The following is a 21,722-nucleotide window of genomic DNA, read 5'->3' on the forward strand; positions in this document are numbered from 1 at the left end:
ATGGCCTTGCTTTTTGGGAGAATTGGTGCGTGGACGCAACCGCCCGTAACAAGAATGTCGTTACCCGTTTTGCCCCGTCGCCGACGGGCTTTCTTCATATTGGCGGCGCGCGCACCGCGCTGTTCAACTGGCTTTACGCGCGCCATCATGGCGGCAAATTCCTGCTGCGTATCGAAGATACCGACCGCGAACGCTCGACCGATGCCGCGATTGATGCGATTCTGGACGGGATGCAATGGCTCGACCTCGATTGGGATGGAGAGGCGGTCTATCAATTCGCGCGCGCCGACCGCCATGCCGAAGTCGCCAACAGCCTCATCGCCAATGGCCATGCCTATCATTGCTATCTGACGCAGGACGAACTCGCCGCGATGCGCGCCAAAGCGCAGGAAGAGCGCCGTCCGTTCCGCGTCGAAAGCCCCTGGCGTGACCGCGATCCGTCCGAAGCGCCCGCAGGCCAAAAAGGCGTTGTCCGTCTCAAAGCCCCGCGCGATGGCGCGACCACCATCCAGGACAAGGTGCAGGGCGAAGTCACCGTCCAGAATGCCGAAATCGACGATTTCGTGCTGCTGCGCTCGGACGGCACGCCGACCTATATGCTCTCGGTCGTGGTTGACGATCATGATATGGGCGTGACCCACATCATTCGCGGCGATGACCATTTGAACAATGCGTTCCGCCAGTTGGCGCTCATCCGCGCGATGGGCTGGGACGAGCCGGTCTATGCCCATGTCCCGCTGATCCACGGCAGCGACGGCGCGAAACTGTCCAAGCGCCACGGCGCGCTGGGCGTTGATGCCTATCGCGACGAGCTTGGCTATCTCCCCGAAGCGATCAACAATTATCTGTTGCGCTTGGGCTGGGGGCATGGTGACGATGAAATTATCAGCCGCGAACAAGCCGTTGAATGGTTCGACCTCGACAATGTCGGCCGCTCGCCCTCGCGCTTCGATTTCAAAAAGCTCGAAAATCTGAACGGCCATTATATCCGCGAAGCCGATAATGCACGGCTTGCCGAACTTGTGCGCCCGCGCATCGAAGCGACGCTAGGGCATCCGCTGGATGAGGCGCAACAAGCAACGCTTGGCACCGCGATGGAATCCCTCAAGCCCCGCGCCAAAACCCTTATAGAAATTGCGGACGGCGCCCTCTTTTTGTTCAAAAAAGCGCCGCTGGAGATGGACGAAAAGGCTTCGGCTCTGCTAGACGATAATGCACGCGGCCTGATCGGCCAGGTCGAAGCGCTTCTGTCGGGTCTTTCAGACTGGACATTGGAATCGCTCGATACAGCGGTCAGACAGGTTGCAGAGGATGCCGGACTGGGTCTTGGCAAGGTCGCCCAACCGTTGCGCGCCGCGCTTACGGGAACGACGACATCGCCCGGAATTTTCGACGTTCTCTTCCTCCTCGGGAAAGAAGAAGCCATAAAACGTCTGCAGACAGCAAGCTGAAACGCCCGCTGCGGACACCCGATACGACGATAGAATCAAGGAGACTTACATGTCCAACAAGAGCGCGAAGCTGGAAGTCGCGGATAAAAATTTCGACTTCCCTGTGCTGGAAGGCACGCTCGGTCCGGATGTAATCGACATCCGCAAGCTCTATGGCCAGACCGGCCGGTTCACTTATGACCCCGGTTTTACATCAACGGCAGCCTGCGAATCCGCGCTGACCTATATTGACGGTGAAGAAGGCGTTTTGCTCCACCGCGGTTATCCCATCGGCCAGCTCGCCGAAAAATCAAGCTTCATGGAAGTGAGCTATCTGCTCCTCAACGGCGAATTGCCGTCCAAGACCGAGCTTGACGACTTCACCTACACCATTTCGCGCCACACCATGTTGCACGAACAGCTTGCCACCTTCTATCGCGGCTTCCGTCGCGACGCGCACCCGATGGCGGTGATGTGCGGCGTGGTTGGCGCTTTGTCGGCATTCTATCATGATTCGACCGACATTACCGATCCCGAACAGCGCAAGATTGCCTCGCACCGCCTGATCGCCAAAATGCCCACCATTGCGGCTATGGCGTATAAATATACGGTCGGTCAGCCCTTCATGTATCCGGATAATAATCTGAGCTACACGGGCAATTTCCTCAAAATGACCTTCGGCGTTCCGGCGGAACAATATGAAGTGCATCCCGCGATTGAAAAAGCGATGGACCGCATTTTCATCCTCCATGCCGACCATGAACAAAATGCCTCTACCTCCACCGTGCGTTTGGCTGGCTCGTCGGGCGCCAATCCGTTTGCGTGTATCGCAGCGGGCATTGCCTGCCTGTGGGGCCCCGCGCATGGCGGCGCGAATGAAGCGGCGCTCAATATGCTGCGCGAAATCGGCACACCTGACCAGATCCCGCATTATATCGAGCGCGCCAAGGACAAGAATGATCCGTTCCGCCTGATGGGCTTTGGCCACCGCGTCTATAAAAATTACGACCCGCGTGCGACCGTGATGCAGGAAACCGTGCGCGAAGTATTTGATGCGCTTAAGGTCAATGATCCGGTGTTCGAAGTCGCGCTGCAGCTTGAAGAAATGGCGCTCAACGATCCTTACTTCATCGAAAAGAAGCTGTTCCCCAACGTCGATTTCTATTCAGGCGTGATTTTGTCCGCCATCGGCTTCCCGACCACCATGTTCACCGTGCTGTTCGCGCTCGCGCGCACCGTCGGCTGGGTCGCGCAATGGAATGAAATGATTTCGGACCCCGAGCAGAAAATCGGCCGTCCTCGCCAGCTTTACACCGGTCCCACCGAGCGCAACTATGTGCCGATGGCTGATCGCAAATAAGCGTAGGCGATAGCGATACAGACAAGGAACCCCTGCTTTTGCGGGGGTTCTTTTTTGAAAAGCACGCTTATTCTTTGCCGGGAAGGGTGAGCGAGAAGCGCGCGCCCTGCCCCGGTGCGCTGTCGATCATGATGTCGCCATCCATCGCGCGCGCAAGGCGGCGGGCGATATAAAGGCCAAGCCCCGACCCGCCATGGTCGTCGCGCCCTAACCGTTCAAATTTTTCAAAAATCTTGCCTTGCTCGTCGGCAGAAATACCGCGCCCCTGATCGGCGACGGTAATCATCGCGCGGCCATCCTTATGTTCGGCGCGGATCCAGATTTGCGAGCCTTCGGGTGAATAGCGGATCGCATTGCCGACGAGATTGATGAGGATTTGCAACACGCGGCGGAATTCGCCCGTGGCCATCACGCTTTCGTCCATATCAGGCGCGTCGATGCGGATGTCCTTTTCCCGCGCTTTCATTGCGAGCAGGCCGGCGGTGCGTCGCCCCATATCGGCCAAGTCCACATCTTCGCGCGCGGGACAGAAATCGGGCCGCTCGATTGCCTGCAAATCGGCAAGATCGTCGATCAGCCCCATAAGATGACGACCGGCGGCGGCAATATCGGACGCATAATCGGCATAATCCTGCCGGATCGGCCCTTCCAGCTTGCCGGAAATGGTTTCGGCATTGGCGATAATGCGGCCCAATGGACGGCGCAAGGCCCCGTCAATCCGCCGCGAAAAATCCCCGACCCGCGAGCCGAAGCCCAAAAGGCTGCTCGAATCTTCATGGTCCGGCGCAGTATCGCCCGCCTCACCGTCCGGCACTATGTCGGTCAGCATCAATTCGTCATCATCATCACCCGCCGCCGGATTATCACCCGCAACAGGGGCAACTTCAGGCGAAGTGGCCTGTTCGGCGCGCGCATTGTCCGGCGCGGCCTCGACGGCTGCTGCCGCCGTCCCGGCATAGCCTGCAAATTGTCCGCGGCTGTCCGTGACCGGCATCCCTTCAAGCTGGACGATACGGTCCTCGTCCAGCACGGCCTTGACCGACTGCGCTTCAAAGCCCTGCTGGCCCGCCAGTGCGGTGAGCAGCGGGAATTGGCCGTTTTCATCGGGTTGAAGCTTGAAACATTCCGACAAGGAACGCCCCAGCCAACGACCCAATGCCGTATCTTCCTGCCCATCGGCAAGCACAAGCCGCGTCATCCGCAACTGCGCGTTGCAACTCCATTGCCAGCTTTTCTGCGGCACCAAAACGGTCGCAAGCGTGAGCGGCGGGGTCGCGGCAATTGCGGCGTCGCTGCGGAACACGCGCCCTGCCCGCTCGGTCTCTGTCCAATCGACAATTTCCAGCGACGCGCCGCTATCATGCGGCACGACCCGCACCCACATCGAAATATCGCAATCATCATCACCCGCCAGCACCGGGCGGCTGATCGGTGTGCCGAGCCGGATCGCCAATTTGGTGAGCCGCGCAAGCTGCGGAATGACAAGCGGGCCATCGGCAATGCCACCTGCCCGTGCTTGCAAGCCGACCAGCGCCGCATCGCCGCGCATCAACCGCGCATGGCTATCGACTTCGGCGCGGATGACAGATTGCGCCATCATCGCGCGATGCTCCGGCCATCAGCGCGCGCCCCGTAAACGCACAAGATGCGCACGGCGAGATGCGGTCGAAATTCCGCGCCAGAACAAGGCTTCTTCATCATCAGCTTCATGCGGTAGCGAAATAAGGTTAATTTGCTCTAAACCGGTTGGCGATGTTTTACATCATGGCTGCGCCAAGGGTGCGCATATGCTGCGCGCCTATTACGGCTTTGTAATCAGCCGCTTCACCCACCACATTATCGCGGCCAAGCCGGTCAGCAATGTCGCGGGAAGCGCAAATAAAGACGCACCTGCCGCAGCGGCAATCGCGCTCGCCAACAGGAAGATTTCACCATCAGGCAGCAGCGCGGAAGCGGGCTTGCCATCCTCGTCCGTGGCGAGGTGCCCTAAAAGGCGCGACAGTATCAGCGTCAAAGTGAGCGATAGCGCAACCGCCGCGAGCATCGCGCCCGACAGGCTGAACCCTTGCCAAGGCACCAGCGCCGCACCCGCGGCCACCAGCGGGAGGCCCGTGAGGAGCGCGTCAAAGACTTGGGACAGGCGCTTTTCCGCGTTGCCGCTGCGTTTCAAGGTCATCTGGAACCGCGCGAGCGCCGCCGCCATTGCGCCCGCTATGCCGGTAAGCGCGCCAGCCAGCGGCATATCCATTGCGGTGAGCAACAGGCAGGCGAGGAGGAGGATTATGCCGCCCCCCATCACCGCGCCGCTGGGCAATTGCTGGCGCAGCAAGGCTGGCCCGACAAGCCGCGCGAAAGGTGCAAATAGGAGGCTTTGCCCCATGCCGCCGCCTGCAAAATCGACATTTTGCAGCAAGCGGCTTTCAATCGCAGCGGCCTGCTCCCTGTCGCCCACCAGCGCGATTTCGCCGCGTTCGAACAGTCCGGGATCGCAGGGCATCCGCCGTGCGCCCGCCTGCACTGCCGCGCGCACCAGCGTCGATCCCGGCTCCCAATCATCGGGCAAATCGACATGGTCGGCGAGCAGGCGATAAGGCAATATCGCCAGCCCCGCCCAGCGCGCGCCCGCATCAATCCGTTCAAAGCCGATGCTCGTCTGCTTGTCCGGTGCGACCAGCAAGGTCGGGGCGGGCGCAGCGCTGATTGCGCGATACTGGCCGGGCGCAGCGTGGAGCGCGTCACCGACGAGCAGCAACCGGTCTTCGGGGGCCATGCGCGCGACCACTTCGGCAAGCGAGCGCACCGCGAGTGTCTCTGTTCCGCGCGCATTGATACGGTCGATAACCGCCATGACCGGTTGCGGCAAATTGCTCACAAGGATGAAGATATGCTGCGCACCCGCAGTCATTGCACGCTCGGCCTGCCGTTCAAGCAGCGGCACGCCTGCCACTGGCAAAGCGGCGCGCAACTGCCCTTCGTCCCCGTCCACCCGTTCGCTTGCGATAATCAGTGCAACCAGTGCCATGCGTTTTTGATAAGACTTTCTGTCCGATAGGCCAAGAGCGGAGCGCCATCACGGCCAGCCAAAACCGGCCCCCCGCAATGCCCGCCCCTTTATGTAGGCAAAAGCGCGCCGATTTGCAGGGGGATTTGCTCAAAGGACCGCAATAATATCGGCAGGATTATTTTTGAACGGCTTAGCCGAACCGCTTTGACGCTGCGCCATGCGCCGCCTATGGCCCCTTCATGTTTGCCATTCTCTCCCCCGCCAAATCGCTCGATTACCAAAGTCCGCTACCCGATTTTTCACCAACCGAACCGGTTTTTGCAGAACGGGCCGAGGCTGCAGCGGCCAAAGCGGCCAAGCTTGGCAGCAAGAAATTGTCCGCGCTCATGCATATATCCGACGCGCTGGGGACGTTGAACGCCGCGCGTTACCGCGATTTTGCCGACGCGCCCGAACGGCCCGCTTTGTTCGCCTTTAACGGCGATGTATATCATGGTTTCGAGGCCAAAACGCTCGACGAGGCCGCCGTCCATTTTGCGCAGGACCATGTGCGCATCCTGTCCGGCCTCTACGGCTTGCTGAAACCGCTCGACAGAATCAAGCCCTACCGGCTTGAAATGGGGACACGTTGGGCGCCGCCTGCACGCGGCTCGAAAGCGGCAAATCTCTACCAATGGTGGGATGATCTTATCGCACGCGCGATCGAAGCGGACATGGCGGCGTCCGGCGACACCATCCTCATCAACCTCGCCAGTCAGGAATATTGGCAGGCTTTGGGACCGAAACTTTCCCCCGCCACCCGCGTCATCACCATAGATTTCCGCGAACATGGTCCCAAAGGCTTGCGCTTCAACAGTTTCGCCGCAAAACGCGCGCGCGGCATGATGGCGCGCTATCTGTGCGAGCATCGCTTCACCGACCCCGAAGCGTTAAGGGGTTTCGACAGCGACGGTTACGCCTTTGACGCGCAAGAAAGCCAAGCCGACCATTGGTTGTTCACCCGCACCGCGCCGCCGCCCAAACGCAAATAAGTCACTCTATTCCCCGCATAATCTGCTCGCTATTCCGCCCGCTATCCGCGTCCGGACAAAGGCTTGCGCGCGCCCCTTCTCCTGCCCCTTCGCAACACCTGTCATAAAAAGTGTAAAAATCAGCATTACAGGCGCGTTTTACTGGCAATCGGATGCCGGCTCGGCTAGAGCGGAGCTAGCGATAAAAACAGCAAAAAAGAGCCGATTTTGACCACCGAAACGCCCGAAATTCCGCACATAGACGATATCCGCCCGATCAACATCGTTGACGAGATGAAAACATCTTATCTCGACTATGCGATGTCGGTGATTGTGGCCCGCGCGCTCCCCGATGTGCGCGATGGTTTGAAACCGGTTCACCGCCGCATCCTGTTCGCCTGTAAGGAAGGCGGATTCGTTCCGGGCCGCCCTTACCGTAAATCGTCGAAGATTGTCGGTGACGTGATGGGTAACTATCACCCGCATGGCGACAGTGCGATTTATGATGCGATGGCGCGCCTTGCGCAAGACTGGTCGATGCGCGTTATGCTGATGGATGGTCAGGGCAATTTCGGCTCGATGGACCCCGATCCGCCAGCGGCGATGCGCTATACCGAAGCGCGCATGTCCAAAGCGGCGATGACCTTGCTGCAAGATCTCGATCAGGACACGGTCGATTTCCAGCCCAATTATGACGGCAGCCGCGAAGAACCGCAGGTTATGCCCGCGCGCTTCCCCAATTTGCTGGTCAATGGCGCAGGCGGCATCGCGGTCGGCATGGCGACCAACATCCCGCCGCATAATCTCGGCGAAGTCATCAATGCCTGCCTTGCCTATATGGAAAATGGCGGCATCACCAATGAAGAGCTGATCGAAATTATCCCCGCGCCCGATTTCCCCACCGGCGCGCAAATCCTCGGCCTTGGCGGCGCGCGCAACGCCTATATGACGGGCAAAGGCTCGATCATGATGCGCAGCCGTTTTGATATTGAAGAAGGCCGCGGCGACCGGCGCTCAATCGTCCTTACCGAAATTCCCTATCAGGTCGGCAAGTCCGGCCTTGTCGAAAAGATTGCCGAAGCGGCCAAGGATAAGCGCATCGAAGGCGTGTCCGACATTCGCGACGAATCGAACCGCGAAGGCGTGCGCATCGTCATCGACCTGAAACGCGATGCAACACCCGATGTGGTGCTGAACCAATTGTGGCGCCACACGCCCGCGCAGACCAGCTTCCCGGCCAATATGCTCGCCATTCGCGGCGGTCGTCCGGAAATTCTGACCTTGCGCGACATTATCGAAGCTTTTGTGAAGTTTCGTGAAGAAGTCATTACAAGACGGACGAAATTCGAGCTCAACAAGGCCCGCGACCGCGCGCATATTTTGCTCGGTCTTGTCGTCGCCGTCACCAATCTTGACGAAGTGGTCCGCATCATTCGCGGCTCGGCCTCGCCTGCCGAAGCGCGTGTGGCCCTGCTCGACCGCGAATGGCCAATTGCCGAAATCGCGCCCTATATCCGCTTGGTCGAAGCGATTGACGAAGAGGTTGAAGGCAGCAGCTACCAGCTTTCGGAAATCCAGGTCCGCGCCATCCTTGAACTGCGCCTGCATCGCCTGACCGCATTGGGTCGCGATGAAATCGGCAATGAACTCAAAGAATTGTCGCTCAATATTGAAGAGTTGTTGAGCATCCTTGCCGACCGCGTGAAACTTTATGCGGTGATGCGCGAGGAACTGACTGCAATCCGCGACGAATTCGCAACGCCGCGCCGCTCCGAAATCGCACCGGCCGCAGACGGCATTGACGATGAAGACCTTATCGAACGCGAAGATATGGTCGTGACCGTCACGATGGACGGCTATATCAAGCGCACCACGCTCGACACTTTCCGTGCGCAGCGTCGCGGCGGCAAGGGCCGAGCGGGTATGAACACCAAGGATGAGGATGTCGTCACCGAATTATTCGTGACCTCGACCCATACGCCGGTCTTGTTCTTTTCAACCCACGGCAAAGTCTATCGCATGAAAGTGTGGCGCTTGCCCGAAGGTGGCCCCGCCACACGCGGTCGTCCGATGATCAACCTGTTGCCGCTCGCGCAAGGCGAGACTATCTCGACCGTCCTGCCGCTGCCCGAAGATGAGGCCGAATGGGGCGCGCTCCATGTCGTCTTTGCCACCGCCAAGGGCAATATCCGCCGCAACAGCATGGATGCGTTTGCGAATATTCCGTCCAACGGCAAATTTGCGATGAAATTTGAAGACGGTAGCGACGATCATTTAGTCGGTGCCGAGCTTTTGACCGAAGGCGATGATGTACTGCTCGCAACCCGCAACGGCAAGGCGATCCGCTTTGGCGCGACCGATGTGCGCGAATTCCAGAGCCGCACCTCGACCGGTGTGCGCGGCATTTCGTTGAAGGGTGATGACGAGGTTATCTCGCTTTCGATCCTCCATCGCGGCGGCATGAAAAATCAGGACGAGCGCGAAGATTATCTGCGCTACGCCCCGTGGAAGGCCGAAAAGGAAGGCGCGCCCGACATGGCGGCAGAACGCTTTGCCGAACTGGCCGAGCGCGAACAGTTCATCCTCACTGTGTGCGGCAATGGCTATGGCAAGCTAAGCTCAGCCTATGAATATCGCCGCACAGGGCGCGGCGGTCAGGGAATTACCAATATCGACAATATTGCGCGCAACGGTCCCGTCGTCGCGAGCTTCCCTGCGCTTACGACCGACCAGCTTATGCTCGTCACCGATCAGGCCAAGATGATCCGCATGGGCCTTGGCAGCCTGCGCGTGATTGGCCGCAATTCGGCGGGCGTGCGTCTCTTCAATGTGGCCGATAATGAACATGTCGTGTCGGCGGCCAAGATTGAGGAAAGCGATGAAGAAGTTGAAGCAACTGCCGAAGATATTACGGAAAATGGCGAAGTCGCGGATGACGCCATGACGTCAGATCAGACGACGGACACGCCCGATGCGTCAGCCAGTGATGGCGCAGACAGCGAAGGCGGCGACGATCAGGGGTAAAGATTGGTGAAGGGATAATTCTTCAACACCGCCTCGCGTAATTGGGTCCGGTGGCAGAAAGTCGGGTCGCGCTCGTAACAGAGCAAGGCGGTCGGCTTTTCTGCCACCAATTCCTTCAACTGTTCTGCCGCAACAATCGCTTCGGGCGTATCAAGCTGCGCGCTGTAAATGCGTTGAAGGTCGGAAAGCCGGTGGTCGAGCGCGGCGGCGCGGCCATCGGGCGGGGTGCCGAGCGCGGGCAAGCCGATATAGGCAATCCCCTCCTCTTCCAGCGCGCCCGCCAGCGCCTTTTTGGAAAAGCCGGGGCGGCGCGACAAGGGCCGCGCGCGCACATCGACCAACTGTGTCACGCCCGCATCATGGAGCGCGGCAATCACATCGCCCTGCGCTGCTTTTTCATAGCCGATGGTAAAGATATGCGGCTTGGTCATGGCATCAATATGGGGCGTGCAGGGCCGGTTTTGCAAGCTTTGCGCGCGCTAAACCGCTCGTGCGGAACTAATCGCCGGGCGCGCGTCCTGCCTAACCCGTTGAATTAATAATTCTCCCTTTGCCCTGTCTCTGCGGTCAGCGTGTCGACCACACCCCATGCAATCAGCGCCTGCCCGCCAAAATAGAGCGGCCAGACAAATAGGGTCGGCAGAAAAGAGACTTCGAGCGGTCCGAAGCGCGAGAAGATGAACAGGTCGCTCACCACGAACAGCATCGCGCCTAGACCGGTGCGGTAGCGCGGGAAGCGGCTGATCCAAGCCGCTGCGGCCATTGCGGCGACGAACAAGGTGTAGAGCGTCGGCTGCCATACCAGAGAGCGGTCATAGGGCAGCGCCCAAGCGATCAGCGGCGCGACCAGCACCACGGCCACCGCAAGCAGCTTCTGGCTTGCAGACAGGCTCGCGCGCCCGTTGTTGAGGTAGAAATAGATGGCGAGCATATGGCCGATGGCAAAGGCGATGCCGCCCGTCACCAGATCGGTCTCCAGCACCACATCGCCCAAGGCTCCGAACGCCAGCACCGCGGCGAACAGCCAGCCATTGCGCCCGCTCGCATTACGCGCCGCCCAAAACGCAAGCAGCCCGACGCCCAAACCCTTCCATACCGTAACGTAAAGCGCGCCACTCACTTCCAACAAAACCGGAATCATATAGGAAATCCCTGCGCCAATCGCGGCCCAGAATATCCAGCTTTGCGGAATCACGGCCGACCGGCGCTCCACCACCATATTTTCCTGATTTTCCATGCCGCTAAGCCCCCTTTTTCTGCTGCTACCGGCGCTCATTCCACCCGATAGATTGCCAAATGCTTATCACGCGCATAGGGCGTGCGTCATGCACGATTATCAGGTTCATATCATCGGGGGCGGCCTCGCCGGTTCGGAAGCCGCGTGGCAACTCGCCCAGTCCGGCGTCAAGGTGCGCCTCAGCGAAATGCGCGGCAGCGGCGACATGACGCCCGCCCACCAGACCGACGGGCTTGCCGAACTGGTCTGCTCGAACAGTTTCCGTTCGGACGATGCCGACAATAATGCGGTGGGCCTGCTGCATCAGGAAATGCGCAGCCTCAATTCGCTCATCATGCGCGCCGCCGATGCCGCCAAAGTGCCCGCTGGCAGCGCGCTTGCGGTCGACCGCGACATTTTCTCCGCCAATGTCGCCGAGGCTCTGGAAAGCCATGAGAATATCCAGATTATCCGCGAACGGGTGGATAGGCTCCCGTCAGAAGGCCTGACCATCATCGCCACCGGCCCCCTCACCGCACCGTCGCTTGCAGGGCAGATCGGCGCCGCCACCGGCAAGGACAGCCTCGCCTTTTTCGACGCGATTGCGCCGATTGTTTACCGCGACAGTATCGACATGGACATTTGCTGGATGGCGAGCCGCTGGGACAAAGTCGGCCCCGAAGGCGATGGCAAAGATTATATCAACTGCCCGATGGACAAGGAGCAATATCTCGCTTTCTACCAAGGGTTGATGGACGGCGAGAAAACCGAATTCAAGGAATGGGAAGAAAACACGCCTTATTTCGAAGGCTGTATGCCGATCGAAGTGATGGCATCGCGCGGGGTGGAAACTTTGCGCTTCGGCCCGATGAAGCCGGTCGGCCTCGACAATCCGCATTGGGCAACACCCGAATATCCCAAGGGTCGCTGGCCTTATGCCGTCGTCCAGTTGCGGCAGGATAATAAGCTTGGCACGTTGTGGAATATGGTGGGGTTCCAGACCAAGCTCAAACATGGCGCGCAGGTTGAATTATTCCGCACCATACCGGGGCTGGAAAAGGCCGAATTTGCGCGGCTGGGCGGATTGCATCGCAATACATTTATCAAATCGCCGGAATTGCTCGATGCGAGCCTGAGGCTGCGCGCCGCGCCGCATATCCGCTTTGCCGGGCAGATTACGGGGTGCGAGGGCTATGTGGAATCGAGCGCGGTGGGCCTTATGGCCGGGCGCTTTGCCGCTGCCGAAATCGCCGGGCGCGCGCTTACTCCGCCGCCTTCAACCACAGCTCTCGGCGCGCTGCTCGGCCATATTACCGGCGGCGCGGATGCGAGTAGCTATCAGCCAATGAATGTCAATTTCGGTCTGTTCGCGCCCTTGGATGAAAAGGTCCACAAAAAACAGCGCAAACAGGCCGTCACCGCTCGCGCGCGCGCTGATCTTGCAAGCTGGATAACGCAGCAGGGCTTGGGTTAAACGCTAACAGCGGCACGCGGCTTGCGGCCGCCTTTTGGGCGCAGTGGTCACAAATTCGGCGCGGGTGAGCTTGCCATTTTTGTCGGCGTCTGCGCCTGCAAATTTGTCGGACGTTTTGACCGCCCATTCTTCGAAACTCAGCAGATTATTGCCGTCTGTATCCAGTTTCTTGAAATCCTTGCTGCGGCTCGCCATCAATTCGATGCGGGTGATAACCTCGTCACGATCCTTGTCATAGCGGTTGAACCGCTTTTCCTCGCGGCTTTTGGGTGCAGCTTCGGGCGGCGAAGGCAGGCCCGGCGGGGCTTTGCCGCGCAACCCCGCTTCCCCTTCGGGCAGGCTCAATGGTTCAGGTGCCGGTTCGCCGACCAAGCGGCTATTGGCTTGATCCGCAAGCGCTTCGGTGCGCCCCTGCCAGATCAACCATCCGCCCAGCATCAGCAACAGGCTCACCACGGCTCCACCCAGAAAGCTTTTCATCCCCATCCCTTGCCTGTTTGAATGATTTATACAGTAGAAATTGGGTTAGGAAAATAGCAAAGCATATTGGAGACTTATCCTCCCTTCATTCCCATCCGGAACAGCAACATCTGCTCGGACAAGGGACAAATTTTCCCTGCACTTTCGGCACGTTTTCTCGATAAAGCGGTAAGCGCACGAAGCGCATAAGGTAACGATGTTTCCTCTGCGTTTTTTTCTTCCGCTCTAATATGGGCCCAGATGGATCGGGAAAGTTCGGCATCTGACAATTGTGACGCAACATCTCCAAGCGCCCATATTTGTCCACCAGAAGCGTGCGCCTGTTGCCCCCCGCTGCCCATCAATTGCGCAGAGGTCGCAAATAATAAATGTCCCCGCTTAGTGGAAAAATCTATCACTTCCGGCAATCCCAAGGGGACATATTCGGAAAAATCCGCCCAAATATCGGCAAGGCAGGCGAGGCGGCGCAAGTCATTAGGCGAAAATATCTGCTTAAGGCCCTCCAATACAGGATGTGCAGCTTCAATGCCGTCCGCCAGCCCATCAATCTGGTCCCTCCACCATATATAACGCATGGCTCTCAACGTAGGATCACGTACAGCGCGCATGATCTGACCCAATTCGGCGTCATACTGCCATAAATTATATACGTCTTGGCGGTCCCGTGGTTTTACCATGACCCGGATCAGCGGATTTCCCATATCAAGGGCAAAAGGACGGTTCTGCGTCATATCGAAAGCAGTTTGCGCGATGTTGGTTTAAACATAATTTTAAGCATTAACTGCCATTAAGACCATCCATTGACGGGATTGTAACACGTAATAGGCGAAAATAACGCAAACAGGAGCAAAATTGCGGCCCAGCACAATATTTGTTTCATATTATTTGAGGCTATTTCCCTTGGGTATCAGGTTTGAATAGCGCGTGCCCGGCTCGACAAAGAATAAAATGACAAACCGCAATTGGTGGCAAAGGGGCAATGTGGCCGTGGGTATATGGGGCAATACGAAAAGTTATAGCGCATCCCTTCTCCGGGAAAACGGAGGCCTTCTCCGGGAAAACGGAGGCAATGTGATGTGGATAACTGCGATATCCTTATTTCCTATGCTTGCCATGATCGGCGCAGGTGTGGATATGGCGCGCTTTTATGCCGCCAAGACTCGACTGCAACAAGCCTGCGATGCCGGCATTTTGGCCGCCCGTAAATCCATGGCCAATTCAGGTTCCTTGAACGACACTGCCAAGGCAGAAGGGCAACGCATGTTCGCGTTCAACTTTCCCAACCGGTTGTTCGAATCCCAAAATACCAGTTTCACACCAGCAGCCATTGACGGGAGTAGCACGGAAATTTCCGGGACTGCCTCCACGACAATGCCTGCCACCATCATGCGGATGTTCAAATTCGGGAACAATAAGATTGATGTGTCGTGCAATGCACGTCTCGAAGTGTCAAATGTCGATATTGTGTTCGTTCTGGATACGACCGGATCCATGCTCGACAAAAATTATGGCGACACGCAAGACCGGATGACCGGTATGCGCAATGCTGTCATGAGCTTTTTTGATACTATCATGCAGGCCCGCACGCCTAACTCAAGAATTCGCATCGGCGTTGTACCTTTTTCACAAAATGTGAATGTCGGAAAGCTGCTTGTAAGCGAAAATAGCAACTGGGTCGCGAGTAGCGCGGAATATCAGTCGCGGCAGCTCAATACCGCCGAAAAAACTGTAAGAGGTGTTTTTTATCCGGCGACCTATAATTATAAAAAGCTCACCAGCCCAAGCCTGTCGGGCTTTAAAACCGGCAGCACTTTCGTTGCGCCCCTCGGACCCAATGGAAGCAATATTACGGTACCGGCGTGGGAAGGCTGTATTGAAGAATTGCCTACGGTTGCATTTTCCAGCGGCGCATCGGTGCCGGCCAATGCCAATGACCTCAATCTGAAATTCGTTCCGTCCGGAAGCAATGTATGGAAGCCCGCAATTCCGCGGCTTACCTACGCCCGGCCTAGGACAAAAATTGATTCGTCAAATTTATCGCAATATGCAGACGTCCTTAACACGACTGTCGAAAATGTAAAAAATTTCGAAGGGACAGGGACATATGCAGCCTGCCCCTCTCAAGCGATGCGTCTTAAGGAAATGACAAAGACAGACCGCAGTAGCTTTGAACTTTACATCAAAAATCTGGCCGCAACAGGCGGTACTTATCTTGATATAGGTATGATCTGGGGCGGGCGCTGGATAGCACCTGTTGGCATTTTCGCTGACGACAATAAAAGATTGCCCACTAACGGACTTCCGCAATCGCGTCATGTTATCTTCATGACCGACGGAGAAATGTTGCCTAATGCGTATCGCTATTCTGCTTATGGTGTCGAACCGATGGACAGGCGGGTAACAGGCGGCACCAATTCGACCAGCGATACGGAATTGAAAGCACGCCATCTTGCGCGATTCAGCGCTGCGTGCAGTGCCGTTAAAAAAGATGGACAGGCAACGCTTTGGGTAGTGGGTTTTGGTGACGAAGTCACATTGGGTAGCAATTTGCAAAATTGTGCGACGTCCGGTCTTGCTTTCAAGGCAGACAGTTCAGCCCAACTTGAGCAAAAATTTAAAGAAATTGCCCAGCGCATCACTTTCCTGAGGCTCTCGCAATGAAGCTCTCCACTTTCCTAAGCCATCATTGGCGCGGCATCAAAAGGAACGAGCAGGGAGTCTCGGCGGTTGAATTCGGTTTGATTTTCACACCGTTCTTCATGTTTTTGGTCGGCATTTTCGATTTAGGCCATATGTATTATGGAAACGCCGTTTTAGTGGGGGCCGTCAATGACGCAGCACGTTCTTCAACTTTGGAGCGTAACAACCAAGATCAGACCGCTGTCGATGAGCGCGTCCGTCAACGCATATTGGCCGTTAACCCTTCTGCCGAGGTAACTTTTGAACGGCGGTCTTACAAACATTTCAGTAACGCCAATTCTCCAGAAAAATTTACGGACAGCAACAGGAATGGCCAGTGTGACGCAGGCGAACAATTTGAGGATGCCAACGGGAACACTGAATGGGATGCCGACGCAGGCAGTGCAGGCCAAGGGGGCGCGTCTGACGCCGTTATCTACACTGTAAGAGTACGTTTCCCCCGTTTTTTCCCCCTAACAGCCTTCATCGGGGGGGATAAAGTCCAGCTCATGGCCGCACAAACGGTCCTGCGTAACCAGCCATTTGCCGCCCAAGCGCAGCCGCTCACCGGAACCTGCACATGAAATATATGATATTCTTGCGTCCTTTTGGGCGACGTCTCCACCATCTTTGGGGTCGTCCCTGTCCGCCTGTTCGACTTATTAAAGATCAGGAAGCGACCGTTCTTATAGAATTTGCGGCCGGACTTTCCTTTTTCATGGTTTTAGGGTTCGGCGGAGCAGAGTTTATCAATTATGTTACCACCCAGACGCGGATAAGCCAGCTTGCCCTTACGGTAGCCGATAATGCTTCACGGTCACAGACGGGTACAGTGCTTGCCCTTCCACAAATGCGTGAAATTGACATCAACGATATTTTCAAAGGCGCCGAGCTTCAAAGTTCATCCATTGATTTCAAGCTTCGCGGAAAAGTTATACTTTCCAGTCTAGAAGTGAATAGTTCGGGAAACCAATTTATCCGCTGGCAGCGTTGCTTCGGCAACGGACCGTTTACGTCTTCATTCGGAACACCGTCTTCATCATTACCTTCAAGCGGAATGGGGCCAAGCACTAATAAAATCAAAGCCGCTTCGGGAACGGCGGTCATGTTCGTCGAAATTCTATATAATTATGACCCGATATTATATGCCAGTTGGATGTCTCCCGATGCAAAAAGGATGCAAGCCACGGCCGCGTTCCAAATTCGCGATGCGCGTGATCTGGACTCGGGTGTTACAAACCCTAGCCCTACGGCTACGGTGAGCCGCTGTTCCTGATACAATAGATATAAAAACCCGCCTTTTATGACGGGTTTTTATGCTTCCGCGCTTAATCCTTATAACATACCTTCTTGACCGCAGCGACAACACGCGGCGCATCGACGATGGCGAGCTTTTCAAGGTTCGCGGCATAAGGCAGCGGCACATCTTCGTCGCATACGCGCAGCACCGGCGCGTCGAGATTGTCGAACCCGTCCTCCATCGCAATCGCCATGATTTCCGATGCAATCGAACAGGTCGGCCAGCCTTCTTCGACCACGACCATGCGATTGGTCTTGGCAAGGCTTGCCAGCACCGTTTCACGGTCGAGCGGACGCAAGGTGCGCAGGTCAATGACTTCGGCCTCAATCCCCTCGCCCGCCAGCGTTTCCGCTGCTTCCAGCGCAATGCCGACGCCGATCGAGTAGCTCACGATGGTTACATCCGCGCCTTCGCGCATGATCCGCGCCTTGCCGATGGGGAGGACATAATCGTCCATATCGGGAATGTCGAAGCTGCGGCCATAGAGGAGTTCATTTTCAAGGAACACCACCGGATCTTCGCTGCGGATGGCCGCTTTCAGCAAGCCTTTGGCGTCGGCGGCGTCATAAGGCGCAATGACGATAAGGCCGGGGACGTTCGCATACCAAGGACCATAATTCTGGCTATGTTGCGCGCCGACACGGCTCGCTGCGCCATTGGGGCCGCGGAACACGATAGGGCAGCGCATCTGGCCGCCCGACATATAGTTGGTCTTGGCCGCCGAGTTGATGATATGGTCAATCGCCTGCATCGCGAAGTTGAAGGTCATAAACTCGATAATCGGCTTAAGCCCGCCCATCGCAGCGCCTGTGCCGACGCCTGCAAAGCCATATTCGGTGATCGGCGTGTCGATGACGCGCTTGGGACCGAATTCTTCGAGCAGGCCTTGCGTGACCTTATAGGCGCCCTGATATTCGGCGACCTCCTCACCCATCACAAAGATGCGGTCATCCTTGCGCATTTCTTCGGCCATTGCATCGCGCAAAGCTTCGCGCACCGTCACTTTGACCATTTCGGTGCCTGCCGGAATATCGGGATCGCGCACATCGGCGCGCGGGGTCGCGTTGGGCAGAACCGGTGTTTCCGCATCGACCGTCTTTTCCTGCGCAGCCGAGGCCGCTTGGGCTTCCGCCTTGTCGTCGGTCGCGCTTTGCGGAGCAGCGGCGGGAGTATCGGCTGGCGCAGACGCATCTTCGCCCTCGCCTGCAATCATCGCAATGACCGTGCCGACCTTCACATTATCGGTTCCGGCAGGCACAAGAATTTGCGCGACCGTGCCTTCGTCCACCGCTTCAAATTCCATCGTCGCCTTGTCGGTTTCGATTTCGGCCAAAATATCGCCGGACTTGACGGCGTCGCCTTCCTTGACGAGCCATTTGGCGAGCGTGCCTTCCTCCATGGTCGGGGAAAGCGCGGGCATCTTCAATTCAATCGCCATTAATAGGTCTCCACCAAGACGTCGGTATATAGTTCGGAAGGATCAGGCTCCGGCGATGTTTCGGCAAAATCGGCAGAAGCATTGACAATCTGGCGGATTTCCTTGTCGATCGTCTTGAGTTCCTCTTCCTTGACGCCTGCTTTTTCGAGCAATTTCTTGAGGCCCTCGATCGGATCGGATTTATCGCGCACCGCCTGCACTTCATCGCGCGAGCGATATTTGGCCGGGTCCGACATGGAGTGGCCGCGATAACGATAGGTTTTGAGTTCGAGCAGGATCGGTCCCTTGCCCGCGCGCACCCATGCGAGCGCCTCTTCGGCGGCGCCGCGCACCGCAAGCACATCCATGCCATCGACCTGAAGTCCCGGAATACGGAAGCTTTCCCCGCGCCGGTAAAGCTGGTCCTCGGCAGATGCGCGGTTGACGCTGGTGCCCATCGCATATTGGTTATTTTCGATGACATAGATCATCGGAAGCTTCCACAGCTCGGCCATGTTGAAGCTTTCATAGACCTGGCCCTGGTTTGCCGCACCGTCACCGAAATAGGCCATGCACACACCGCCATCGTCGCGATATTTATGTGCGAAAGCGAGGCCGGTGCCGAGCGAGACTTGCGCGCCGACAATGCCGTGGCCGCCGTAAAATTTATGCTCGACGCTGAACATATGCATCGAGCCGCCCTTGCCCTTGGAAATCCCTGCGCCGCGTCCGGTCAATTCCGCCATGATGACATTGGGGTCAATGCCGTAAGCGAGCATATGGCCGTGATCGCGATAGCCGGTGATGACGCTATCCTTATCGGAATCGAGCGCCGACTGGAGACCGACCGCGACCGCTTCCTGACCGATATAGAGGTGGCAGAAACCGCCGATCAGACCAAGGCCGTATAACTGGCCCGCTTTTTCTTCAAAGCGGCGGATGAGGAGCATTTCCTTGTAAAAGGCGAGCATCTCTTCCTTGGACGCATCATAAGGTTGCGGTTCTTCGGGACGTTCCCGGTTGGAAATCGAAGGCACCGCCGCCGCTTTTGCGGGCGTTTTCGCAGCCGGTTTCGCGGCTGCCTTGGGGGTGCGTCGTGCAGGGGTTTTCGCCAAGATCCACTCCTGTTCGGCAATTACTGTTATCTTTGCTATAGGACCGAATGTGCGCGCAATGCAATGTTACGTCGGCGGAAACGTAGCGGTTTTTTCATTTTGCCGGAATTAACGATTGCAAAAATTGCAACTGCAATCGGACTGCAATAGGAAGGCCAGCCGAAAGATGTGCGCAACAAAAGACTGAGGAGATACGCCTATGCGATGCGCAGTCTGCCGCCCCGTTATTTGAGCGGAATAACCACCTCGTCCGCGCGCACCACGTTCAAATCCTTGCGGACAAATTCATCGGCAAGGTCGGGGTCGACATGGTTGGGATCGAGCAAGGTCACGCGGTTCTGCAAAATGCCTTCGCGTTTTTTGAGCTTGGCAAGTTCGGCCTTTTTGACTTCGAGCGATTGGGTATAATCCCCCCACGCATAAAGGCCGGTCGGGCCGAATACGGCATAGCCGATCATCGCCAGCACGAACAGCACCGCCAAGGTCGGGCCCCATGCCATCGCCATCGCTTTTTTCAATTTTGCGCCGCTCGTCATGGAATCTGTTTGAATCACAAGCGACTCACGGATGCAAGCCAATTTTACGCAAAGCCGTGAAAAAATGCGTTTAGTTGAAGCACGCTACGGCGGAGCCGGTAATTTCGCGTAAAATCACCGGCCCGGCATTGCTTCTCACGTCCCTTGTCAGGCGCGGAAAATCCCGGCGCCTGCATAACGGCCCATCGATCCCAACTCTTCTTCGATACGGATAAGCTGGTTATATTTTGCAAGCCGGTCCGAGCGCGCAAGGCTACCGGTTTTTATCTGGCCGCAATTGGTCGCGACGGCCAAGTCCGCAATCGTCGCATCTTCAGTTTCGCCCGAACGGTGCGACATAACGGCGGTGTAGCGCGAACATTGCGCCATGCTGACCGCTTCCAGCGTTTCGGTGAGCGTGCCGATCTGGTTCACCTTGACGAGCAGCGAATTGGCAAGACCGCGCTTGATGCCGTCCGAAAGGCGCGCGGGGTTGGTGACGAACAGATCATCGCCGACCAGCTGCACCTTGTCGCCAATCTTGTCGGTGAGTGCCTTCCAGCCTTCAAAATCATCTTCGCTCATGCCGTCTTCAATCGACTTGATCGGATAATCCTTGCACAGCGCCGCCAGATAATCGGCCATTTCTACCGGCGAAAGCGACAGGCCTTCGCCCGAAATTTCATATTTGCCGTTTTTGAAAAATTCGGTCGCGGCGCAATCGAGCGCGAGGACGACTTCGCTGCCTGCCTTGAAACCTGCTTTTTCAATCGAGGCCATGACAAAATCGAGCGCGTCACGGGTCGAGGCGAGGTTGGGCGCAAAGCCGCCTTCATCGCCCACAGCGGTCGCGAGGCCCTTATCGTGCAGACCCTTCTTCAACGTATGGAAAATTTCCGAACCCCAGCGCACCGCTTCGGCAAGGCTGTCCGCGCCGACCGGCATGATCATGAATTCCTGAAAGTCGATGGGGTTATCGGCATGTTCACCGCCATTGATGATGTTCATCATCGGCACCGGCAGCACATGCGCCGCGACCCCGCCGACATAGCGGTAGAGCGGTAAGCCCCGCGCATCGGCGGCAGCTTTTGCGATGGCAAGGCTCACGCCCAAAATTGCGTTCGCGCCGATGCGGCCCTTGTTGGGCGTGCCATCGGCCTCAATCATCGCAAGATCGATTTCGCGCTGGTCCTCGGCATCAAGGCCGATGAGCAGTTCGGCAAGCTCGCCATTCACCGCATCAATCGCCTTTGTAACACCTTTGCCCATATAGAGTTTCTTGTCGCCGTCGCGCAGTTCGACCGCTTCATGCGCGCCGGTCGACGCGCCCGAAGGCACTGCCGCGCGGCCAAAGCTGCCATCTTCCAGCATGATATCCACCTCGACGGTCGGATTACCGCGGCTGTCCATAATCTGGCGGGCGTGAATGTCGATGATCGCGGTCATGGGCTTATCCTTTTGAGCAGGCCGGAAAACGGCGGATGGAAAGGGTCGGAAAACTAATGCCGCCGCCCTTAGCGAGCGCACACGCGCATGGCAACTGTGGGGGCAACTATGGGGAACAACTGAGGAGGCAATTGCGGCAAGCTTTTTTGCCCACCGCTTTTTGCCCCTATTTTTACGCATTACAAAATTTTGCTGTCCCACCATTGCAACACAGCTTGTCGGGAACCGATAGCGCCCCCATATGTTATCCAT

At 57.2% G+C, this 21,722-nt stretch carries 18 protein-coding genes; 8 read left to right on the plus strand and 10 right to left on the minus strand.

All coding sequences use genetic code 11. The features are described 5' to 3' along the window. Window positions 1-29 precede the first annotated feature (29 nt). Together gltX and DMP17_RS04510 are read left to right on the plus strand one after the other, a co-directional pair. Entirely contained in the window at window positions 30-1,451 is a 1,422-nt protein-coding gene (gene gltX, locus DMP17_RS04505) for a glutamate--tRNA ligase (protein ID WP_337827866.1), read from the plus strand. Window positions 1,452-1,500: 49 nt separating this feature from the next. Next, window positions 1,501-2,790: a citrate synthase gene (locus DMP17_RS04510; protein ID WP_337827867.1), complete on the plus strand. Its 1,290-nt coding sequence runs from the start codon at window positions 1,501-1,503 to the stop codon at window positions 2,788-2,790. 67 nt (window positions 2,791-2,857) lie between these two features. On the opposite strand, the gene DMP17_RS04515 is transcribed toward DMP17_RS04510, so the two are convergent. Then, window positions 2,858-4,390, minus strand: coding sequence for a sensor histidine kinase (locus tag DMP17_RS04515; protein ID WP_337827868.1), 1,533 nt, complete (start codon window positions 4,388-4,390; stop codon window positions 2,858-2,860). 201 nt (window positions 4,391-4,591) lie between these two features. Further along, on the minus strand, window positions 4,592-5,812 hold the full coding sequence (locus tag DMP17_RS04520) for a hypothetical protein (RefSeq protein ID WP_337827869.1): 1,221 nt from the start codon (window positions 5,810-5,812) through the stop codon (window positions 4,592-4,594). A 221-nt stretch (window positions 5,813-6,033) separates the two neighbouring features. Here DMP17_RS04520 and yaaA point away from each other — a divergent pair, with 221 nt between their 5' ends. Together yaaA and gyrA are read left to right on the plus strand one after the other, a co-directional pair. Continuing rightward, window positions 6,034-6,825 (plus strand): peroxide stress protein YaaA, encoded by a 792-nt coding sequence (yaaA, locus tag DMP17_RS04525; RefSeq protein ID WP_337827870.1) that lies wholly within the window; start codon window positions 6,034-6,036, stop codon window positions 6,823-6,825. A 207-nt stretch (window positions 6,826-7,032) separates the two neighbouring features. After that, window positions 7,033-9,828: a DNA gyrase subunit A gene (gene gyrA / locus DMP17_RS04530; protein WP_337827871.1), complete on the plus strand. Its 2,796-nt coding sequence runs from the start codon at window positions 7,033-7,035 to the stop codon at window positions 9,826-9,828. Here the strand turns inward: gyrA and DMP17_RS04535 are convergent. Further along, on the minus strand, window positions 9,819-10,259 hold the full coding sequence (locus DMP17_RS04535) for a DUF488 domain-containing protein (protein ID WP_337827872.1): 441 nt from the start codon (window positions 10,257-10,259) through the stop codon (window positions 9,819-9,821). The two genes, gyrA and DMP17_RS04535, sit on opposite strands and share 10 nt — an antisense overlap. A gap of 104 nt (window positions 10,260-10,363) precedes the next feature. After that, window positions 10,364-11,065 (minus strand): lysoplasmalogenase family protein, encoded by a 702-nt coding sequence (locus tag DMP17_RS04540; protein ID WP_337827873.1) that lies wholly within the window; start codon window positions 11,063-11,065, stop codon window positions 10,364-10,366. 88 nt (window positions 11,066-11,153) lie between these two features. On the opposite strand from DMP17_RS04540, the gene trmFO reads away from it, so the two are divergent. Next, window positions 11,154-12,518 (plus strand): methylenetetrahydrofolate--tRNA-(uracil(54)-C(5))-methyltransferase (FADH(2)-oxidizing) TrmFO, encoded by a 1,365-nt coding sequence (trmFO, locus tag DMP17_RS04545; protein ID WP_337827874.1) that lies wholly within the window; start codon window positions 11,154-11,156, stop codon window positions 12,516-12,518. 3 nt (window positions 12,519-12,521) lie between these two features. Here the strand turns inward: trmFO and DMP17_RS04550 are convergent, their stop codons facing one another. After that, window positions 12,522-12,971, minus strand: a complete 450-nt coding sequence (locus tag DMP17_RS04550) for a hypothetical protein (RefSeq protein WP_337827875.1) — start codon at window positions 12,969-12,971, stop codon at window positions 12,522-12,524. 101 nt (window positions 12,972-13,072) lie between these two features. Further along, complete coding sequence (locus DMP17_RS04555; protein WP_337827876.1) at window positions 13,073-13,729, minus strand: squalene/phytoene synthase family protein; 657 nt, start codon at window positions 13,727-13,729, stop codon at window positions 13,073-13,075. A 343-nt stretch (window positions 13,730-14,072) separates the two neighbouring features. On the opposite strand from DMP17_RS04555, the gene DMP17_RS04560 reads away from it, so the two are divergent. From DMP17_RS04560 to DMP17_RS04570, 3 genes are read left to right on the plus strand one after another with little or no spacing between them, the layout of a single operon-like run. Next, window positions 14,073-15,659: a Tad domain-containing protein gene (locus DMP17_RS04560; protein ID WP_337829756.1), complete on the plus strand. Its 1,587-nt coding sequence runs from the start codon at window positions 14,073-14,075 to the stop codon at window positions 15,657-15,659. Next, complete coding sequence (locus DMP17_RS04565) at window positions 15,656-16,261, plus strand: TadE/TadG family type IV pilus assembly protein (RefSeq protein ID WP_337827877.1); 606 nt, start codon at window positions 15,656-15,658, stop codon at window positions 16,259-16,261. The genes DMP17_RS04560 and DMP17_RS04565 overlap by 4 nt, the downstream gene beginning before the upstream one ends. Continuing rightward, window positions 16,258-16,953 carry a TadE/TadG family type IV pilus assembly protein gene (locus DMP17_RS04570; protein ID WP_337827878.1) on the plus strand — a complete coding sequence of 232 codons (696 nt, stop codon included), beginning with the start codon at window positions 16,258-16,260 and terminating at the stop codon, window positions 16,951-16,953. The genes DMP17_RS04565 and DMP17_RS04570 overlap by 4 nt, the downstream gene beginning before the upstream one ends. A gap of 52 nt (window positions 16,954-17,005) precedes the next feature. Here the strand turns inward: DMP17_RS04570 and DMP17_RS04575 are convergent, their stop codons facing one another. From DMP17_RS04575 to eno, 4 genes are all read right to left on the minus strand, one after another. Continuing rightward, complete coding sequence (locus DMP17_RS04575) at window positions 17,006-18,415, minus strand: pyruvate dehydrogenase complex E1 component subunit beta (protein WP_337827879.1); 1,410 nt, start codon at window positions 18,413-18,415, stop codon at window positions 17,006-17,008. Beyond that, window positions 18,415-19,509, minus strand: coding sequence for a pyruvate dehydrogenase (acetyl-transferring) E1 component subunit alpha (pdhA, locus tag DMP17_RS04580; RefSeq protein WP_337827880.1), 1,095 nt, complete (start codon window positions 19,507-19,509; stop codon window positions 18,415-18,417). Before pdhA ends, DMP17_RS04575 begins: the two co-directional genes overlap by 1 nt. Before the next feature lie 224 nt (window positions 19,510-19,733). Further along, window positions 19,734-20,045 (minus strand): FtsB family cell division protein, encoded by a 312-nt coding sequence (locus DMP17_RS04585; RefSeq protein WP_337827881.1) that lies wholly within the window; start codon window positions 20,043-20,045, stop codon window positions 19,734-19,736. A 147-nt stretch (window positions 20,046-20,192) separates the two neighbouring features. Further along, window positions 20,193-21,470: a phosphopyruvate hydratase gene (eno, locus tag DMP17_RS04590; RefSeq protein ID WP_337827882.1), complete on the minus strand. Its 1,278-nt coding sequence runs from the start codon at window positions 21,468-21,470 to the stop codon at window positions 20,193-20,195. Window positions 21,471-21,722 lie beyond the last annotated feature (252 nt).

The sequence above is a fragment of the Pseudonocardia sp. TMWB2A genome (genome assembly GCF_017312135.1).

Bases quoted from the DNA above. Each gene is read 5' to 3' on its own strand.
- DMP17_RS04575 (WP_337827879.1), bottom strand. From the start codon at position 18,415: ATGGCGATTGAATTGAAGATGCCCGCGCTTTCCCCGACCATGGAGGAA.
- DMP17_RS04520 (WP_337827869.1), bottom strand. From the start codon at position 5,812: ATGGCACTGGTTGCACTGATTATCGCAAGCGAACGGGTGGACGGGGAC.
- DMP17_RS04515 (WP_337827868.1), bottom strand. From the start codon at position 4,390: ATGATGGCGCAATCTGTCATCCGCGCCGAAGTCGATAGCCATGCGCGG.
- yaaA (WP_337827870.1), top strand. From the start codon at position 6,034: ATGTTTGCCATTCTCTCCCCCGCCAAATCGCTCGATTACCAAAGTCCG.
- trmFO (WP_337827874.1), top strand. From the start codon at position 11,154: ATGCACGATTATCAGGTTCATATCATCGGGGGCGGCCTCGCCGGTTCG.
- DMP17_RS04555 (WP_337827876.1), bottom strand. From the start codon at position 13,729: ATGACGCAGAACCGTCCTTTTGCCCTTGATATGGGAAATCCGCTGATC.
- DMP17_RS04560 (WP_337829756.1), top strand. From the start codon at position 14,073: ATGTGGATAACTGCGATATCCTTATTTCCTATGCTTGCCATGATCGGC.
- DMP17_RS04565 (WP_337827877.1), top strand. From the start codon at position 15,656: ATGAAGCTCTCCACTTTCCTAAGCCATCATTGGCGCGGCATCAAAAGG.
- DMP17_RS04585 (WP_337827881.1), bottom strand. From the start codon at position 20,045: ATGACGAGCGGCGCAAAATTGAAAAAAGCGATGGCGATGGCATGGGGC.
- DMP17_RS04510 (WP_337827867.1), top strand. From the start codon at position 1,501: ATGTCCAACAAGAGCGCGAAGCTGGAAGTCGCGGATAAAAATTTCGAC.
- DMP17_RS04540 (WP_337827873.1), bottom strand. From the start codon at position 11,065: ATGGAAAATCAGGAAAATATGGTGGTGGAGCGCCGGTCGGCCGTGATT.
- DMP17_RS04570 (WP_337827878.1), top strand. From the start codon at position 16,258: ATGAAATATATGATATTCTTGCGTCCTTTTGGGCGACGTCTCCACCAT.
- DMP17_RS04535 (WP_337827872.1), bottom strand. From the start codon at position 10,259: ATGACCAAGCCGCATATCTTTACCATCGGCTATGAAAAAGCAGCGCAG.
- eno (WP_337827882.1), bottom strand. From the start codon at position 21,470: ATGACCGCGATCATCGACATTCACGCCCGCCAGATTATGGACAGCCGC.